Origin of the sequence: Cellulosimicrobium sp. SH8, from assembly GCF_025818875.1 — a bacterium.
In the GTDB taxonomy this organism is placed as follows: Bacteria; Actinomycetota; Actinomycetes; order Actinomycetales; family Cellulomonadaceae; genus Cellulosimicrobium; species Cellulosimicrobium cellulans_D.
Genome location: NZ_JAMXMH010000010.1, coordinates 1 through 18,270, shown reverse-complemented (window position 1 = coordinate 18,270; position 18,270 = coordinate 1). Strand labels below are relative to the sequence as shown.

Annotated in this window: 15 protein-coding genes; 8 read left to right on the top strand and 7 right to left on the bottom strand. The window is 73.3% G+C overall.

The window, feature by feature from the left end; genetic code table 11:
* Nucleotides 1-153: 153 nt before the first annotated feature.
* Together NF338_RS14330 and NF338_RS14325 are read left to right on the top strand one after the other, a co-directional pair.
* A complete protein-coding gene (locus tag NF338_RS14330; protein ID WP_264031416.1) occupies nt 154-1,104 on the top strand; it encodes an AraC family transcriptional regulator in 951 nt (316 codons plus the stop codon).
* Between the two features lie 35 nt (nt 1,105-1,139).
* Nucleotides 1,140-1,562 (top strand): nitroreductase family deazaflavin-dependent oxidoreductase, encoded by a 423-nt coding sequence (locus NF338_RS14325; RefSeq protein ID WP_264031415.1) that lies wholly within the window; start codon nt 1,140-1,142, stop codon nt 1,560-1,562.
* 97 nt (nt 1,563-1,659) lie between these two features.
* Here the strand turns inward: NF338_RS14325 and NF338_RS14320 are convergent, their stop codons facing one another.
* Nucleotides 1,660-2,928, bottom strand: coding sequence for a chitinase (locus tag NF338_RS14320; protein WP_264031414.1), 1,269 nt, complete (start codon nt 2,926-2,928; stop codon nt 1,660-1,662).
* Nucleotides 2,929-3,173: 245 nt separating this feature from the next.
* Between NF338_RS14320 and NF338_RS14315 the strand changes: the two genes are divergently transcribed.
* From NF338_RS14315 to NF338_RS14305, 3 genes are all read left to right on the top strand, one after another.
* Nucleotides 3,174-3,779: an HhH-GPD-type base excision DNA repair protein gene (locus tag NF338_RS14315; protein ID WP_264031413.1), complete on the top strand. Its 606-nt coding sequence runs from the start codon at nt 3,174-3,176 to the stop codon at nt 3,777-3,779.
* 76 nt (nt 3,780-3,855) lie between these two features.
* A complete protein-coding gene (locus NF338_RS14310; RefSeq protein ID WP_264031412.1) occupies nt 3,856-5,082 on the top strand; it encodes an AI-2E family transporter in 1,227 nt (408 codons plus the stop codon).
* Nucleotides 5,083-5,167: 85 nt separating this feature from the next.
* On the top strand, nt 5,168-5,533 hold the full coding sequence (locus tag NF338_RS14305) for a VOC family protein (protein WP_204541003.1): 366 nt from the start codon (nt 5,168-5,170) through the stop codon (nt 5,531-5,533).
* 36 nt (nt 5,534-5,569) lie between these two features.
* Here NF338_RS14305 and NF338_RS14300 read toward each other — a convergent pair whose 3' ends face one another.
* The 4 genes from NF338_RS14300 to NF338_RS14285 all read right to left on the bottom strand — a co-directional run bounded on the left by NF338_RS14300 (nt 5,570) and on the right by NF338_RS14285 (nt 9,894).
* A complete protein-coding gene (locus tag NF338_RS14300; protein ID WP_264031411.1) occupies nt 5,570-5,953 on the bottom strand; it encodes a hypothetical protein in 384 nt (127 codons plus the stop codon).
* Nucleotides 5,954-6,017: 64 nt separating this feature from the next.
* Nucleotides 6,018-6,890, bottom strand: a complete 873-nt coding sequence (cofE, locus tag NF338_RS14295) for a coenzyme F420-0:L-glutamate ligase (RefSeq protein WP_264031410.1) — start codon at nt 6,888-6,890, stop codon at nt 6,018-6,020.
* Complete coding sequence (locus tag NF338_RS14290) at nt 6,887-7,885, bottom strand: TIGR03557 family F420-dependent LLM class oxidoreductase (protein ID WP_264031409.1); 999 nt, start codon at nt 7,883-7,885, stop codon at nt 6,887-6,889. Before NF338_RS14290 ends, cofE begins: the two co-directional genes overlap by 4 nt.
* Nucleotides 7,886-7,965: 80 nt before the next feature.
* Nucleotides 7,966-9,894, bottom strand: a complete 1,929-nt coding sequence (locus NF338_RS14285) for a DUF4914 family protein (RefSeq protein ID WP_264031408.1) — start codon at nt 9,892-9,894, stop codon at nt 7,966-7,968.
* Between the two features lie 205 nt (nt 9,895-10,099).
* Between NF338_RS14285 and NF338_RS14280 the strand changes: the two genes are divergently transcribed.
* Both NF338_RS14280 and valS read left to right on the top strand, forming a co-directional pair.
* Nucleotides 10,100-11,080, top strand: a complete 981-nt coding sequence (locus tag NF338_RS14280; protein ID WP_264031407.1) for a hypothetical protein — start codon at nt 10,100-10,102, stop codon at nt 11,078-11,080.
* 64 nt (nt 11,081-11,144) lie between these two features.
* On the top strand, nt 11,145-13,952 hold the full coding sequence (gene valS / locus NF338_RS14275; protein ID WP_264031406.1) for a valine--tRNA ligase: 2,808 nt from the start codon (nt 11,145-11,147) through the stop codon (nt 13,950-13,952).
* An 81-nt stretch (nt 13,953-14,033) separates the two neighbouring features.
* Here the strand turns inward: valS and NF338_RS14270 are convergent, their stop codons facing one another.
* Nucleotides 14,034-15,233 (bottom strand): Vms1/Ankzf1 family peptidyl-tRNA hydrolase, encoded by a 1,200-nt coding sequence (locus NF338_RS14270; protein WP_264031405.1) that lies wholly within the window; start codon nt 15,231-15,233, stop codon nt 14,034-14,036.
* Nucleotides 15,234-15,398: 165 nt separating this feature from the next.
* Nucleotides 15,399-15,746, bottom strand: a complete 348-nt coding sequence (locus tag NF338_RS14265) for a chorismate mutase (RefSeq protein WP_087471692.1) — start codon at nt 15,744-15,746, stop codon at nt 15,399-15,401.
* Between the two features lie 107 nt (nt 15,747-15,853).
* On the opposite strand from NF338_RS14265, the gene NF338_RS14260 reads away from it, so the two are divergent.
* Nucleotides 15,854-17,671 carry an AMP-dependent synthetase/ligase gene (locus NF338_RS14260; protein WP_264031404.1) on the top strand — a complete coding sequence of 606 codons (1,818 nt, stop codon included), beginning with the start codon at nt 15,854-15,856 and terminating at the stop codon, nt 17,669-17,671.
* Nucleotides 17,672-18,270 lie beyond the last annotated feature (599 nt).

Genomic DNA, 18,270 nt, shown 5'->3' with positions numbered 1-18,270 from the left:
TGTCGAGGATTCGTGCGGGGACGAATGCCAGTCAACCGGGCACCGGCGAGACGCAACATGGCTCTACCGCTCGACTCCATACGCGATCGTCTCTCGCCGCCCGCGCCGTTCGGTGTCTGGTCGCGGACCCGGGACCGTGCGTACCCTGACCGGATGGACGTCGTCGCCGGGCTCCTCGACGGGCCGCGCGCCCGCGGTGCCTTTCTCCTGCGCAGCCACCTCCGCGCCCCCTGGGGCATGCGCATCGAGGACGAGGCGCCGCTGACGATCGTGCCCGTCCTGCGCGGGTCGGGCTGGGTCGGGCCGGCCGTGGGCGACGACGGGACGGACCCGGGCGTGCACGTCGGTGCGGGGGACGTCGTCCTGCTGCGCGGCCCCGCCCACTACGTCGTGGCGGACGCGCCGACGACCGCGCCCCAGGTGGTCGTCGGCCCCGAGTCCGACATGTGCCGCGCGGTCGACGGCGGGCCCTCCCCCATGACGGTGCTCGGCGTGCGCTCGTGGGGCAACGACCCCGGCGGCGAGACCGTCATCGTCACGGGCACCTATCCGCTCGACGGCGAGGTGGGCCGTCGGGTGCTGCGCGTGCTGCCGCAGCGCGTGGTGCTGCGCAGCGGCGACGTCGACGGGACGCTCGTCGAGATGCTCGCGCGCGAGGTCGTCCAGGACCTGCCCGGGCAGGAGGCGGTGCTCGACCGCCTGCTCGACCTGCTCCTCATCTCCTGCCTGCGCACCTGGCTCTCACGCGACGACGCGCCGGGCTGGTACCGCGCCGACGCGGACCCGGTGGTCGGCGCGGCGCTCCGCCTCATCCACCACGACCCGGCCCGCGCCTGGACCGTCGACTCCCTCGCGCGGGAGGTCGGGCTCTCGCGCGCGGCGTTCTCGCGCCGCTTCACCGCGCTCGTCGGCGAGCCGCCGATGAGCTATCTCACGGGCTGGCGCCTCGACCTCGCCGCCGACCTGCTGCTGGAGCCCGACGCCACGCTGACGTCCGTCGCACGCGCCGTGGGGTACGCGTCTCCGTTCGCGCTGAGCGCCGCCTTCAAGCGCGTGCGCGGGGTGAGCCCGGCCGCGCACCGGGCGCGCGCGGGCGCCGCCTGAGGCGGACGACGCCGGACCCGGGCAGGATGGTCGCCATGCCGATCCCGCACTGGGTGACCCGGAGCAACAAGCGCTTCCTCAACCCCGTGATGCTGCGCGTCGCGACGGGGGTCGGGCCGATGGCGGTCGTGCGCCACGTCGGCCGACGCAGCGGCCGCGTCTACCGCACGCCCGTCTTCGCGTTCGCGTACCGCGACTCGCCGACCGAACCGGTCCGCGTCGTCCTCGCCCTCACGTACGGGCCGGACGTCGACTGGGTGCGCAACGTCGACGCCGCGAGTGAGTTCGTGCTGGAGCGCCGGGGCGAGGAGTTCCGCGTCGAGGACCTGCGACGCGTCACGGGCCAGGACGGGCTGCGGCTCCTGCCCGGCTGGACGAGCGCCGTCCTGCGCCGCACGGGGGTGGACCAGTTCCGGACCGGGAGACTCGTGCGGGCGTCGACCGCGACGTCTGCGTAGCTGCGCGCGCGCCTCGTCGCCCGGCCCACGGCCGTGCCGCACGAGACGACGGACGCCCGGCCGGAAGTCCGACCGGGCGTCCGCGAGCGCTAGCGGATCAGCACGCGCCGAGGTCGGTCCACGGGCCCCAGGTCGCGGCACCCGGCTTCTCCCCGAGAGTCCACCACTTGGCCTTCCACGTGTGGCCCTCGAAGGACGCCGTCGTCCCGCCCACATACACCTGCGACGCGCTCCACGGCGCCGCCGTGCAGGTCGGGTCCGTCGGGTCGGTCGGGTCGGTCGGGTCGGTCGGGTCGGTCGGGTCCGTCGGGTCGGTCGCACCGGACGTGAACGACGCGAACTTCTTCGAGAACTCGAACTTCTGCTGCGCCAGACCGGAGCAGTCGTCCTGCGTCGTCTGCGCACCCGCGCAGCCGCCCGTGTCGCGGTGCAGCGCCCAGAACGACAGGTAGGCGACGCCCTTCTGCTGTGCGAAGGCGAGCACGGAGTCGGCATTCGCGAGCGAGAAGGTCTCCCCGACGCCCCAGTCGGAGACACCGATCATCTCCGTGATGCCGACCATGTTCCACAGCTGCGCGTCGGTCTTCGACGGGTAGATCGTCGTGAGGAAGCTCACCAGGCCGGTCGTCGCGGTGACGGTGTCCTGCGCCATGTTCGCGCGGTCACCCTCCCAGTAGTCGAACGTCATGACGTTGACCACCGAGACCTCGACGCCGTTCGTCACGGCGTTGCGCAGCAGGTTCTTGCCCGCCGCGGCCAGGCCCTGCGTCGTGGTGGGCAGCGTGTACTGGACCTCGAACGTCCGGCCGTTGGCCTTGGCCCAGTCCTGCACGATCTTCAGCGCCTTGTTGCGACGGTCCACCCCGGCGCTGCTGTTGATCGAGTCCGCCTCGATGTCGAAGTCGATGCGCTCGACGTCGTACGTCGTGATGAGCTTCTGGATCTGCGCCGCGATCTTGTTCACGTCCGTGCACGAGTCCGCCAGCTCCGTGAGCTGCCCGTCCTCGGTCGCGTCGTCGGCCGTCCAGCCGCCGAGGGACGGGATCACGTTGCCGCCGCGCGCCTGGATCGCGTCGACCTGGGCGCCGAAGCTCGACTGGGCGATCGGCAGGGACGTGTCGCCGTTCCAGTAGAGGGTGCACGACCCCTGCCGCTCGGTCTGGGCGAACGCCAGCGTGATGTGGTCGGCGCCCGCCTGCTGGGACACGGCGCTGATGTCGTCGCCCAGCCACATCTCGTAGTACGGCGAGAAGACGTGGTCGGGGACGGGCGTCGCGGCGGACGCCGGTTGCGCGACGAGGCCGACGGCCGCGCCGACGGCGAGCGCCGTCGTGGTCGCGAGCGTGAGCAGCTTCCTTCGGAACATGGGAACCTCCGGTCCAGGCCGGCGCCGTCCGTGGCGCCGGGTGCGGGAGACGTCGGCGCACCGGGCGACCGACGGATCGACGCTACGGCGTCCGCGACCCGCGCCCATCGGTGCGATTGCGTATCTTTCGCGATCTACGCGTCCGTAGCACCCCGTATACGGATGCCCCGGGCGACGACCCGTCGCCCGGGTTCGCCGAGCCCGCGCCCGGACGCGCGCGCCGCCGTCCTGCCATGATGGACGGCATGACCGACCAGCTCTGGATCACCGGTGACCCCGACGCGGACGCTCTCCTCAGCGACGACGCGTTCGCCCTCCTCGTCGGCATGCTCCTCGACCAGCAGTACCCGATGGAGCACGCGTTCGCGGGACCGCGCAAGATCCGCGACCGCCTCGGCTCCATCGACCCGCGCGCCGTCGCAGAGGCGGACCCCGACGAGTTCGTCACGCTCGCGACGACGCCCCCGGCCATCCACCGGTACGGGCGCTCCATGGCGGCCCGGGTGCAGGACCTGGCGCGCGTCGTCGTCGACGAGTACGACGGCGACGCGACCCGGGTCTGGACCGCGCCCGGCGCCGGCGACGGCGGCACGGCGGCGCCGACCGGCGCGGAGGTCCTCGCCCGGCTGCGCGCGCTGCCCGGGTACGGCGACCAGAAGGCCAGGATCTTCCTCGCGCTCCTCGGCAAGCAGCGCGGCGTGCAGCGCGAGGGGTGGCGCGAGGCGGCGGGCCACTACGGGGACGAGGGGTCGCGCCGGTCCATCGCCGACGTGACGAGCCCGGAGTCGCTCGCGGAGGTCCGCACGTTCAAGAAGGCGCAGAAGGCCGCGGCGAAGGCCGCGAAGGCCTGACCGCGCGGACGCGCCGCCGGCCGCACCGCGGCAGGCGCGCGCGTGCGCGACGACGCCCGCCCGCTATCGTCGGCGCGTGACCACGACGACGTCGCGCGCCTCGGCGCTGCCTCCTTCCACCCGCACGCTCCTGGCGCTCGCCGCAGGCGTGGTGGTGCTCGCGGGCGTCCACACGGCCCGGGAGGTGCTCGCACCGATCCTCCTCGCGGCGGTGATCGTCATCATCTGCCACCCCGTGCGGTTCCCGCTCGAGCGCCGGGGCTGGCCCCGGTGGGCAGCGACGACGGCAGTCGTGGTGGTCGCCTACCTCATCCTCGCCGTGCTCGTCGCGATGCTCGTGTTCGCGGGCTTCCGGTTCGCCGACCTGGTGCGCGAGTATCTGCCGGCGCTGGTGCGCTCGGTCGAGGACGTCGTCGACCAGCTCTCCGCCGTCGGGATCGACACGGACGTCGCGGAGGCGGCGACGTCCTGGCTGGAGCCCGCCCGCGTCCTCAGCCTCGCCGGGAACGTGTCGGGCATGGCGCTCGGCATCGCGACGGCCTTCTTCTTCGTGCTCGCCTACGCGATCTTCATGGCGGCGGACGCCGCGCGCTACTCGACCGCGATGACCGTCTTCGGCACCGAGCGCGCCGCGACGATCGACCGCGCGTCCCGGTTCAGCGGCGGGGTGCGGCGCTACTTCGTCGTCAACGCGTCGTTCGGCGCCGTCGTGGCGGTCGTCGACGGCGTCGCGCTGTGGCTGCTCTCGGTCCCCGCGCCGACGGTGTGGGCCATCCTCGCGTTCGTCACGAACTTCATCCCCAACATCGGCTTCGTGCTCGGCCTCGTCCCGCCCGCGATCATGGCGTTCGTCGTCGGCGGGTGGCAGCTCGCGCTCGCCGTCGTCGCGGTCTACTGCGTCGTGAACGTCGTGCTCCAGGTGCTCGTCCAGCCCAAGTTCGTGGCGGACGCCGTGAACCTCAGCCTGACCCTCAGCTTCGTCTCCGTCGTGTTCTGGACCTTCGTCATCGGGCCGCTCGGGGCGATCCTCGCGATCCCGCTCACGCTGCTCGTGCGCGCGCTCGTGCTGGAGCCCGACCCCGGGTCGGGCTGGCTGCGCTGGCTCTCCGGCGACGACGTGCCCCGCGACCGTCGGACGGGCTCTGCGCCCGACACCGCCGAGGTCGACGATCCGACCGCGGCGGAGCGCGACGAGGCGGCCCCTCCCCGGGGCGCGAGTCCCGACCCGGAGCCCGGGCGTGACCCTCAGGTCCAGGCTGAGGGTTCGGCGTCGGAGGGCGCCCCCGCCCCGGAGACGGCGTAGCCGCGCACCGGTGTTGCGACCGCGTCCGTGGTCCTTAGGCTGGCAGACGGCGGGTGTCCGCCCGTCACCGGCACGGGGAGGAACCATGGCGCACGGAGACATCACGCACATCGACATCCCGGTGAGCGACAGCGGCCGGGCCACGCAGTTCTACGGCGAGCTCTTCGGCTGGCAGATCGCGGAGATCCCGGGCTTCGAGGGCTACCCCATGTGGCGCGCCCCGAACCAGATCAGCGGCGGCGGGCTCGCGCCGCGGTCGGAAGGGTTCACGACCCCCCGCAGCTATGTCGAGGTCGACTCGATCGAGGACACGCTCGCGAAGGTCCGCGAGCTCGGGGGCAGCGTGATCCTGGAGAAGTCCGAGATCAGCCCGACGTCCTGGTGGGCGGCGTTCGAGGACGCCGACGGGAACCAGATCGGCCTCTACGAGGGCACGACGGACGCGGGCTGACCGCGCCGGGGGCGCTCGCCCGGGCGGTCGTCGCGGTCAGAGCGACAGCACACGACCGTCCGGGTCGCCGGGCCGGCGTGGCCGGAGCGTCGGCGGGGGCGGCCACGGGAGGTCGTAGCGCTCGACGGGGACGTCGATCGCGCCGAAGTCGTCGGTCTGCACGACCACGCCGTCCGGGGTGACCTCGACCAGCCGGACACGCAGCGGCGGCGCGTCCTCCTGCTCGAGCATCCACACCTCGGCCAGCCACGCGAGGCTGAGCCCGTCGAGCGCCTCCTCGGCCTCCAGCCACTCCACCGGGCCGGTCAGCTCGCGCCCGAGGAGCGAGACGGCGACCCAGGCGTCGCCGTCGGGACGGATCCAGCCGACGTGCTCACGGTCGTCGGGGCGGCGGTGCGGGATCCACTCGGCGGGCAGCATCCCGGCAGGCTAGCCCGCCGGTCGACCCGCGAGCCAGGAGATTGCCGCCCGTCCTGCGCGCGGGTCAGCCGGCGGGGAGGGGCTCGTTCCCCGACCCCTCGCGGAAGCCCTCGCCGAACCCGTCCCGGTACCCGCGGTCGTAGGCCTCGGCGCTGCCCTCCCGGAAGAGGTCGTCGGCGGAGGATCGGACGAGCGTGCGCGCCCCCGGGCCGTCGTCGTCGCCCACGTACCGGCCGAGGCCGCGGACGACGGCGACCGGTCGGCCCGCCGTCTTGCCGCGCACGAGCTCGCTCGCGGAGGCCACCTCGTCGGCGACGGCCGTGACCGTGACGGAGAGGGGGCGGCCGTGCGCGTCCACGCCGCCGCGCAGGTCCTCGGCGACGACGATCCCCGCCGCGCCGATGGCGACGTCGACCAGCCCGTCGCGCCACGCACGGCCGGCGGTGTCGGTGACGACGACGCCGAGGCGGGCGAGCCCGAACCGGGCTCGCAGCGCGTTCCGCAGCGCCCGGGCCGAGGCGTCCGGGTCGAGCGGGAGGAGCAGTACCGTCCCCTCGGGCGTGTTGGAGGCGTCGACCCCCGCGGCGGCCATGACGAGGCCGAGGTGGTTCTCGACGATGCGCAGCGGGGGCTGTCCCGGGCGCTCGCGCGTCGCCACGACGCGCACCGTCTCGTCCGTGATCGCCTGCTCGCGGTCGGCGGCGGCGACGACGCGGCCCTCCGCCTTGGACACGACCTTGCTCGTCACCACGACGACGTCGCCCTCCGCGAGCGCGTCGCCTGGCGCCGCCCCGGCCAGCAGGTCACCGACGAGCGCGGCGAGGTCGTCGCCAGGACGCACCTCGCCGAGGCCCGACGGCGCCCACGCGGACAGGCGCGCGTCGTCGCCCTCGCGCGCGACGCCGTCGGGCACGAGGGGACCTGCGTCGGGCGTCATCGGGCCAGCTTCGGCAGGACCTCGCGACCGAAGACCTCGATCCACTCCCGCTGGTTGCGGCCCACGTTGTGGAGATAGATCCGGTCGAAGCCGAGGTCCACGAACTTCTGGATGTACGCGCGGTGCGCGTCGGGGTCGGCCGAGATCACCATCCGGCCCTCGAAGTCCTCGGGGCGCACGAGCTTGGCCATCTGCTCGAAGTCGTGCGGCGAGCGGATGTCGGCCTTGGGGAACTTCATGCCGCCGTTGGGCCACTCGGTCATCGCGTTGGCGAGCGCCTCCTCGTCCGTCGCGGCCCAGGACAGGTGGAGCTGGAGCACCTTGGGCATCGCCTGCGGGTCGCGGCCGGACTCGCGCACGCCGTCGTCGAACTTGCCGAACAACATGGAGATCTTCTCCAGCGGCGCGCCGACGGTGATGAGGCCGTCCGCGTGGCGGCCGGCGCGCTTGGCCGTGACCGGGCCGGCCGTCGCGACGAGGATCTCGGGCGCGACCTCAGGCATGGTCCACAGGCGCGTGGACTCCATCTTGTAGAACTGCCCGGAGTGCTTGACGTCCTTGTTGTCCAGCCCCGACTGGAACAGCTTCTTGATGACGTCGATCGCCTCGAACATGCGGTTGATGCGCTCGGGCGCCTCCGGCCAGTAGCCCGCGACGACGTGCTCGTTGAGCGCCTCGCCCGAACCCAGCCCGAGCCAGTGCCGGCCGGGGTACATGGCGGCGAGCGTCGCCGAGGCCTGCGCGACCATCGCGGGGTGCCAGCGGAACGTCGGCGCGGTGACTCCCGGCCCGAGGTCGCCCGTCGTGCGCTCGCCGAGCGCGGTGAGCACGTTCCACACGAACGACGACTCGCCCTGCGCCGGGACCCACGGCTGGAAGTGGTCGGCCGCCATGGTGCCGGAGAAGCCGTGCTCCTCCGCGTAGGCCGAGAGCGCGACGGCCTCGGTCGGGTGGAACTGCTCGAGCATGGCGGCGTAGCCGATCGTCAGACCCATGCTCCGACCCTAGTACGCGCCGGGCGAGGTCTCGCCCGAGCGGGCCGGGGCCGCCTGCTGCGGCGGTCCCGGCCGTGCGCTCAGACGTAGACGGGGGTCAGCGCCGCGTACTCCTCGACGGAGCCGTTGCGCAGGCAGACCTCGATGATCTGGCGCCCCAGCGGGTCGAGGTCGTCGGTGAGGAACTGCCGGAGCTCGCTGGCGAAGAAGTCGGTGATGATCCGCGCCCCGGCGTCGTAGGCCTCCAGCCCGACCTGGGACTGGAGCTCGGGCCGCAGGAACGTGGGCCGCACGAGCTGGCCGTCGATCTTCATCTCCGTGAGCGTGTACCCGAACAGCGGGCAGCGGGCCGGGGTGAGCTCCTCGGGGCGCAGCCGCCCGCCGCCACGCCGCGCCAGGTACTCGCGCGTGAGCCACTCGGCGGCGAAGTCGACCTTGTACGCGCCGATGTGCTGGTTCGGCGTCAGGACGTACCGGGTCCGGTCCATCTCCACGAGCTGGCGCAGCAGGAGGTTCGCGGCCGCGACCTTCGTCCCGGTCGCGAACGGCCAGTACGACCCGACGCCCTCGGCGACCATGCCGCCGTGGGCCAGTGCCTCCGTCGCCGACCGCGACTCGCCGATCGACGGGTTCTTGTCCCCGCGCGGCGCGACGAGCCGCCAGATCCACGCGAGCGAGGCGGGGACGACGTGGGTCATGCCCATGATCCCGTAGGTCGGGTGGTCCCGGGTGCACGCCGGCATGCGGGCGCCGAAGGTCCGGACGTCGACCTCCGCCGGCCCCGCGACGTCGGTGAGCAGGTGGCGGGGCACGACGACCCGCGGGTTGGGGCACCGTCGGCCGTCGGAGTCGAGCGAGTGCTCCCACGGCAGCACGGTGGCGTCGGGGACGCCGTCGATGTTGAAGAACACGAGCGGGACGTCGGGGTGGATGCAGGCGCGCTCCAGGTGGACGTCCTGGCCGTAGCCGGTGAGGTTGTCGACCCGCACGAACCAGCCCTCCTCCGCGTCCGTGACGACGAGGCGGCCGTCACCCGTCTGGAGCGCGGCGTGGCACAGGGTCATGTCGTCGGTGACGGGGTCGAGCGCGCTCGTCTCCCCCAGCGTGATGACGTAGGGCTCGTCGGTCACGACGTTCGTGCCGAGCAGGATCCGCCCGTCCTCCTGGCGCCGGATCTCCTGGCACATCTCGGACTTGCCGCCGCCCGACGCGCCCTCGTGCATGACGACGGTCTCGTTCTCGTACGGCGTGGTGACGCGGACCGACGAGGCGTGGGCCGTGACCCACCCCTCGCGCTCGCCCACGTCGAGCAGCACCGAGAACACGCCCTTCTTCGCGCTCGGACCGGGGTAGAGGTTGTAGGCGAAGACCTCGTGCAGCGTCTCGGAGCGGTCGTGCACGACGACCTGGCGCCCGTCGAAGCGCGTGTGGCGGAACGGCGGGGCGACGTAGAGGATCGAGCGCGGCTCGAACGGCCCCAGCTCGTCGAACGTGGCCCACCCCTGCAGGTCGACGAGGGCGAGGGCGAAGAACGCCGCGTTGACCGGGCAGACGGCGAGCGACGGGTAGCCGTGGGTGCGTCCGCCCGCACGGAACGGCACGACGACGAGCTCCTGGGTCGCGAGCCACGCGAGGGTCTCGTCCCTCACGGCGCCGAACCCCGTCCCGAAGACGTCGCGGTAGCGCGGCTTGTCGGTGGGCAGGTCGTCGGCGATGCGCATGCAGTCCGGGTCGCGCCGGCGCATGTAGTCCTCGGGATAGTTCACGGCGATGCCGTTCCGGCACCGCACCACCTCTGCCTCGGGCACGAGCGTGCCGTCGGCGTCGTACTCGACGACGAACCGCGGACCGCCGTCGGGCCCGAGCGCGAGGCGGTACAGCTCGTCGCGCGAGGACGGCACGACGACGCCCGGGCATGCCGCGAGCGCCGCGTCGAGGGCCTGCGGGAGGACGACGCCGGGCGGCAGCGCCCCGGTCGTGCGCGCGCTGTCGGTGGTCGTGAGGGTCATGGCAGCTCCCAGGTGGTCGGCGCGAGGATCAGATCGAGGTGCGCCCACGAGCACCCGTACCTTTGCGTGCAGGTTACGAGTCGATGACCAACCACCCCCAGGGACCTTGGACCTGTTGTGGCGTGGGAGCCCGTCCCGCACGCACGAGCCCCCACCCCGGCAGACGACCGGACCGCCGCCGCGGGACGACCGTTAGCCTCTCGTGGTGAGCACCATTCCCCCGAGGCCCGTGACCCTCGACGTGCGGGCCCTCGTCGATCCCGTCGACCGCGGTGCGGTGCGCGCGCACCACCGCGCCCTGCGACAGCACGCTCGCGACACGCGAACGCGGCCCTCGACGTCGGTCGTCGTCCAGGTGCTCGGTCTCGTGCTGCGCGTCGTGCTCGTCGCGTTCCTGGTGGCCGTCGCCGCGCTGTGCGCCACCGTGGTCTACGGCTTCCTCGCCTTCGGTCTGACGGCCCTCGGCGCCGGGCGCCCGCTCGTCGTTCTGGTGCTGGCGGCCGTCACGGCCCTCGTCGTCCTGCTCGTCGTGCGCGGGGCACGCCGTGCGTCGCAGGAGGGGCGGGAGCTCGCGTACCGGCTGAGCCGGTTCGCCGCGGCGAACGGGTTCGACGTCGACCCGCGGGTCGAGGAGCCCGCGCTCCCCAGCGGGGCGTTCCACCTGGGCATCCTCCGCGTCGCGCGGAACGTGGTCCGCACCCGCGGTCGCCGCCCCGTCGAGGTCGCCACCTACACCTACAGCGCCGGCTACCGCAACGGCGAGCCCTTCGCGTTCACCTATGCGATGGTCGCGCTCGACCGCACCCTGCCGCGCGTCGTCGTGGAGACGATGCCCGCCCGGGGGCTGCGGGGTGCCCGGGCTCCGCGGGGCGTCGAGCGCGTGTGGGAGCTACCGGTCGACGGCCCGTTCGGCGACCGCCACCGCGCCTACGGGCCCGTGCGGTCCCCCGCCGGCACGGCGCGCGCCGTCTTCACCCCGGAGATCGTCGAGACGCTCGTGCGCGGTCCCCTCCCGCTCGCGGCCGAGGTGGCCGGGGACCGGCTCTTCCTGTTCAGCGAGCACGCGCTCGACCTGCTCGACCCGGCGGTCTGGGAACGCCTCCTGGGGACGGCCACCGACCTGGCCGCGCGGCTGTCCCGCACGGACGGGCCCGACGGCCCGGGCACCGCGCCCGGCACCCGGTGACGACGGCGGCCGGGACGCGAGACGCCGTCGGGAGCGGCCCCGAGATCTGGGAGAATGGGCGACCATGAGCGACTTCCCGACGAACGCGCCGACGGGCGCGGCCGATGCCACTGCAGCAACGACCTCCTCCGCCGGCCGCGTAGCCGGCGACGTCGTCCGCGCGGTGGTCGCGGGAGTACCCGACCGGGTGAGCCTCGACGGGCTCGAGGAGACGTACGACGCCCGCTGGGCCGAGCAGGGGACGTACGCGTTCGACCGCTCCAAGACCCGCGAGCAGGTCTTCTCCATCGACACCCCGCCGCCGACGGTCTCCGGCTCCCTCCACGTGGGGCACGTGTTCTCCTACACGCACACCGACGTCGTCGCGCGGTTCCAGCGCATGCGCGGCCTCGAGGTGTTCTACCCGATGGGCTGGGACGACAACGGCCTGCCCACCGAGCGCCGCGTGCAGAACTACTACGGCGTGCGCTGCGACCCGACGCTGCCCTACGTCGAGGGCTTCGAGCCCCCGCACGAGGGCGGCGAGGGCAAGTCGGTCAAGGCCGCGGACCAGGTCCCGGTGAGCCGCCGCAACTTCATCGAGCTGTGCGAGCGCCTGACCGCCGAGGACGAGAAGCAGTTCGAGGCGCTGTGGCGCCGGCTCGGGCTCTCGGTCGACTGGGCGCAGCACTACCAGACGATCGACGCGCGGTCGCGCACGGCCGCGCAGCGCGCGTTCCTGCGCAACCTCGGCCGTGGCGAGGCCTACCAGGCCGAGGCGCCGGGGCTGTGGGACGTGACGTTCCAGACCGCGGTCGCGCAGGCCGAGCTCGAGGCGCGCGACTACCCCGGGCACTTCCACAAGGTCGCGTTCCACCGGGTCGCGCCGGGCACGCCCGACGACGGCGCGCCGGTGTACATCGAGACGACGCGCCCCGAGCTGCTCGCCGCGTGCGTCGCGCTCGTCGCGCACCCGGACGACGAGCGCTACCAGCACCTGTTCGGCACGACGGTGCGCTCGCCGCTGTTCGACGTCGAGCTGCCCGTCCTCGCCCACCCCGCCGCCGAGCGCGACAAGGGCGCGGGCATCGCGATGTGCTGCACGTTCGGCGACCTCACCGACGTGCAGTGGTGGCGCGAGCTGCAGCTCCCGACGCGCTCGATCATCACGCGCGACGGCCGCATCGTGCGCGAGACGCCGGACTGGATCACGTCGCACTCCGGCCAGGGCGTGTTCGCCGAGATCGAGGGCAAGACGACGTTCTCCGCGCGCCAGGTCGTCGTCGACGCGCTGCGTGACGCGGGCGACCTCGACGGCGAGCCCGTGCCGACGCAGCGCAAGGCGAACTTCTTCGAGAAGGGCGACAAGCCGCTCGAGATCGTCACCTCGCGCCAGTGGTACATCCGGAACGGCGGCCGCGACTGGGTCGCCGAGGACGGCACGCGCCGCGACCTGCGCGCCGAGCTGCTCGGCCGGGGCAAGGAGCTCGCGTTCCACCCCGACTTCATGCGCGTGCGCTACGAGAACTGGGTCGGCGGCCTCAACGGCGACTGGCTCGTCTCGCGCCAGCGCTTCTTCGGCGTGGCGATCCCGCTCTGGTACCCGGTGCTGGAGTCGGGCGAGATCGACCACGACCACCCGCTCGTCCCGTCGGAGGCCGTCCTTCCGGTCGACCCGTCGTCCGACGTGCCCGCCGGGTACACCGAGGACCAGCGCGGGGTGCCGGGCGGGTTCGTCGGCGAGAACGACATCATGGACACGTGGGCGACGTCGTCGCTGACGCCGCAGATCGCGGGCGGCTGGGAGGTCGACCCCGACCTGTTCGAGCGCGTGTTCCCCATGGACCTGCGCCCGCAGGGCCAGGACATCATCCGGACCTGGCTCTTCTCGACCGTCGTGCGCTCGCACCTGGAGTTCGGCTCGCTGCCGTGGAAGAACGCGGCGATCTCCGGCTGGATCCTCGACCCCGACCGCAAGAAGATGTCGAAGTCCAAGGGCAACGTCGTCACGCCGATGGGCCTGCTCGAGGAGCACGGCTCCGACGCCGTCCGGTACTGGGCCGCCTCGGCCCGCCTGGGCACCGACGCGGCGTTCGAGGTCGGCCAGATGAAGATCGGCCGCCGGCTCGCCATCAAGATCCTCAACGCGTCGAAGTTCGCGCTGTCGTTCGGGGTCGACGCCGAGACCGGGACGGGCGAGATCGTCCTCGACCCCGCGCTCGTCACCGAGGCGCTCGACCGCGCGATGCTCGCGGGCCTCGCGACCGTCGTCGAGAAGGCGACCGAGGCGTTCGAGGCGTACGACCACACGCGCGCCCTCGAGACCACGGAGACGTTCTTCTGGACGTTCTGCGACGACTACCTCGAGCTCGTCAAGGACCGCGCGTACGGCGCCGGGGCCGCGGCGTCCGACGTCTCGGCCGAGACCCGGTCCGCACGCGTCGCGCTCGCGATCGCGCTCGACACGCTGCTGCGCCTCTTCGCGCCGTTCGTGCCGTTCGCGACCGAGGAGGTCTGGTCGTGGTGGCGCGCGTCGGAGGGCTCGATCCACCGCGCGCCGTGGCCGACCTCCGACGTCGCGCGCACGGCCGCCGGCGACGCCGACCCGGCCGTGCTCACGGCCGCGGGCCACGCGCTCGCCGCGCTGCGCAAGATCAAGTCCGAGGCGAAGGTCTCCATGCGCACGCCGATCCTCGCCGCGCAGGTCGCCGTCCCGGCGGCTTCCCTCGCGGGCGTCGAGGCGTCGGTCGTCGACGTCCGCAACGGCGGGCGCGTCACCGGCACGCTCGACCTCGTCGCGGCCACGGAGGGCCAGGGCGACTCGGCCGTCCAGGGCGGGATCGTCGTCGTCTCCTCCGAGCTCGGCGAGCCCGAGGCCCGCAAGAAGGCCTGACCCCCACCCGTTGTGGGCATGGAATGGGCCCGGTTCTGCGGTCAGAACCGGGCCCATTCCATGCCCACAGCAGCGGGCGGGTCAGATGATCTCGCCGCGCAGCCTGGCGTCGTCGCCGGACATCGTCGCCGCGACCTCGCGCGGCGTGCCCTCGTCGGCCCAGCGCAGGGTCGCCCCCACGCCCTCGATGAGCTCGACGCTGCCCTCGGGCGCGAACGTCAGCCCGGCGTCCTGGCCGATCGCGGCGCGCACGAGCGCGACCGTCGCGGGGAGCTTCTCCAGACCGTCCGTGACACCGAGGTCCTGGATCTCCTCGCGCGACGCCGCGATGTGCATCGGGCTCGGCCCGATCCAGAGCGTGCGGCCGTCGAGCGCTGCGTCCTGCCCGTACTCGTCCGCCAGGACGAGCTCCTTCACCTGGCCGCGCGCGAGGACCGCGACGACGTCCTCGACGGACGTCACGGCGCCCGACTCGCGGCCCTGCTCCTGGCGGAACTCCGCGAGGACCTTCTCGCGCCGCCGCTCGCGGAAGCTGTCGAGCGCGTCGGCGACGTTCGACTCGAACGCGGCCTCGTTGATGCCCGGGCCTCGGCCGCCGCCCGGGACCTCGACGACGCGCTCCGCCGTCGCGCGACCCAGCGCCCCGCGCACGAGGGGCACCGCGCGCACGTCCCCGGTGAGGAGGACGAGCTCGGGGTGGTACTCCGCCGCCTGGCGCTCGAGCTCGGCCGCCACCGCCTCCGCGTTGCGCTCCCACGAGTCCTCCGCGCGCGACTCGATGCGCTTGTGGGACAGGCCGCCGGTCCGGACCTTGTTGATGACGTCGTGGCCGCCCTCGACCGACTCCGGCTCCGCGTACGGCAGGTGTCCCCCCGCGACGGACCACGTGAGGTCCGCGCCCTGGCGGTCGACGACGACGCGCACGTAGTCGACGGACTCGTCCGCCGCGCGCGCCGCCTGGAGCAGCGCGGGGACGGGCCCCCACGACCCCTTGGTGAGCGCCGGCGGGTCCTTGACGACGCGGTCGACGAGCACGCCCGTGTCGTCCGCGATCAGCACGCGCCCGTGGGTGCCGCCGACCCGCGTCGGCCGCAGCACCACCTCCTCGAGGTCGTCGAGGACGGCGTCGGGCGCGCCTTCCTGGCGCAACGTGCGCCGCACGCCCTTCCAGCGGTTCTCGACCTCGCGGTCCCCGGCCTCGTTGGCCCGCGTCGCGTCGATGTACACCGTCGCGAAGGGGCCCGGGTGGCCGAGGAGGGGCTTGAGCCAATCGATCTTCATGCGAACACCTCTAGCGTCCGTCGGCGTGGCGGGCGGGCCGCCCGGCGCGCAGGTCCTGCCGACGCCGGGGCCCACCCTGGGACCCCTCCAGGGTCGGTCAGATCGACCGCCGTCGCCACCGCGCGTCGGGGCTGGCGCCGGCGGACGCCGACGGTCAGGACGCCGTCAGGAGTAGGTGTCGAGGACGGGTGCGCCCTCGCCCGAGGCGTGCTCCGCCGCGATCCGCTCGTGGTGACGGATGACCTCGCGGACGATGAACTCACGGAACTGCTCCGCGAACTCCGGGTCGAGGCCCGCTGCGTCGGCGATCCCCGTGAGTCGCGCGATCTGCTGCCGGTCCCGGTCCGGGTCGGCCGGGGGCAACCCGCCCTGCGCCTTGAGCTCCCCGACGCGGCGCGTGAACTTGAAGCGCTCCGCGAGCAGGTGCATGAGCGCGGCGTCGATGTTGTCGATGCTCGCGCGCAGCGTGAGGATCTCGGCGGGGACGGCGGGCGGGCCGGGCTGGTTCGTCACCCACCGATCCTAGGCGCGCCCGCCGACCGCCGAGGAACGCGATACTCGGAGTACGGAGTAAAGTGTCACGCCGTCCCTACCTGCCGTCCCACTCAGCGGAGAGTCCCATGACGGAACACGCGTCGCCGAGCCTCGTCGAGGTCTCCCCCACGGCGACCATCAGCACCCTCCTCACCGACCGCGTCGCCCGTGGTCCCCACACGACGCTCGTCGAGCGCCGGACCACCGCGGACGGCCCCTGGGAGCCCGTCACCGCGCAGGAGTTCGAGGCGGACGTCGTCGCCGTCGCGCGCGGGCTCGTGGCCCGGGGCATCGAGCCCGGCGACCACGTCGCGATCATGTCCCGCACGCGCTACGAGTGGACGCTCCTCGACTTCGCCACGTGGGCCGTCGGCGCCGTCCCCGTGCCCGTCTACGAGACGTCGTCGGCCGAGCAGGTGCACTGGATCTGCTCCGACGCCGCGGTCCGCCTCGCCGTCGTGGAGACCGCGTCCCACGCCGCGGAGGTCGCGTCCGTCCGCGACCGGCTCCCCGACCTGGAGGACGTGCTCGTCGTCGAGGACGGCGCCGTGGACGCCCTGCGCGCCGCGGGCGCCGACGTCCCCGCCGCGGAGATCGACCGCCGTCGCGCCGCCCAGCGGGTCGACGACCTCGCGACGGTCATCTACACCTCCGGCTCGACCGGGCGGCCCAAGGGCGTCGAGCTCACGCACCGCAACTTCGTCCACCTCGCGCTCAACGGCCGCGCGGGCCTCGCCGAGATCCTCGACTCCGACGGCGCCCGCACCCTCCTCTTCCTGCCGCTCGCTCACGTGTTCGCACGCTTCATCCAGGTCGTCGTCGTCGCGTCGAACGCCGTGCTGGCGCACTCGTGGGACACGAAGAACCTCGTCGCCGACCTCGGGACCTTCCACCCCACGTTCCTGCTGGCCGTGCCACGCGTCTTCGAGAAGGTCTACAACACGGCCGAGCAGAAGACCGGGACGGGCGCCAAGCGCAAGGTCTTCCACCGGGCCGCGAAGGTCGCCATCACCTGGTCGCGCGCGCTCGACACCGCCGGCGGACCGTCGTTCGGGCTGCGCGTCCAGCACGCCGTCGCCGACCGGCTCGTCTACTCGACGCTGCGGGCCGCGATGGGCGGGCAGCTCACGTACTCCATCTCCGGCGGCGCGCCCCTCGGCGAGCGGCTCGGCCACTTCTACCGAGGCGTCGGGCTGCGCATCCTCGAGGGCTACGGCCTCACCGAGACGACCGCCCCCACGGCCGTGAACCTGCCCGGCCTCACCAAGATCGGCACCGTCGGGCCCGCGTTCCCCGGCACCTCGCTGCGCATCGACGACGACGGCGAGCTCCTCGTCAAGGGCGACCACGTCTTCCGCGGCTACCGGAACCAGCCCGAGCTCACCGCCGAGGCGCTCCAGGACGGCTGGTTCCGCACCGGCGACCTCGGTGCGTTCGACGACGACGGGTACCTGCGGATCACCGGCCGCAAGAAGGAGATCATCGTCACCGCCGGCGGGAAGAACGTCGCCCCCGCCGTGCTCGAGGACCGCCTGCGCGCCCACCCGCTCGTGAGCCAGGTCGTCGTCGTGGGCGACCAGCGCCCCTTCATCGGCGCCCTCGTCACGCTCGACGCCGAGATGCTGCCCGGCTGGCTCTCGACCCACGGCCTGCCGGCCATGGACGTCGACACCGCCGCGCAGGACCCCGACGTCCTCGCCGCGCTGGACCGCGCCGTCGCGCACGCGAACGAGGCCGTCTCCCGCGCCGAGTCGATCCGCAAGATCACCGTGCTCACGACCGACTTCACCGAGCAGAACGGCTACCTCACGCCGTCGCTCAAGGTGAAGCGCGGGCTCGTCATCAAGGACTTCGCCGACACGATCGACACCCTCTACGGCTCCAAGGTCGGCGCCGACGCCTGACCCGAGGCAGAGCCCCGCCCCGCCGAGGTGATGGCGTGGTGACGTGCCCGACGGCGGTCTGGTCACCTTGGGTGGCGGGGTGGTCTCGCCCTGGTCGTCGCTCACCTCGGGCGACCGCCCGCGGTGTCAGGTTCAGCCGAGGGGTCGGCCGGCCGATGTCTTCTGGGCGACCGGACCGCCGTCCGATCCGTCGGCGACGCTGCAACGCAGGGCGAGCGGACGTCATCGGACCAGGCCTCTACCTCGGCAGGCCAGGCCTCTACCTCGGCGAGTTGGCCCGGAGCCCGAGCCACGGTCCGGCGACGGCCGAGCGGTGGGGGTGGGCTCGGATGCGAAAGGGCGTCAAAGCGGCGCTCCTAGAACCCACACCCGACAGACCACGGCGACGGCGCCGCAGCCCCGAGCACCGAGACCACCCCCACCGCGGACCCGACCCCGCGGGCCTGAAACCCGACCACGCCTCTACCTCAGCCAACCGGGGCTCTCCCTCGGCGGACCGGGGCTCTACCTCGGCGGGTGGCAGGTCAGGCGGACTTCTCCCGCGGGGCACGGCTGCGCGCGGTAGAGGTGCGCGGCACGATCGTGGGGTTCACGTTGTC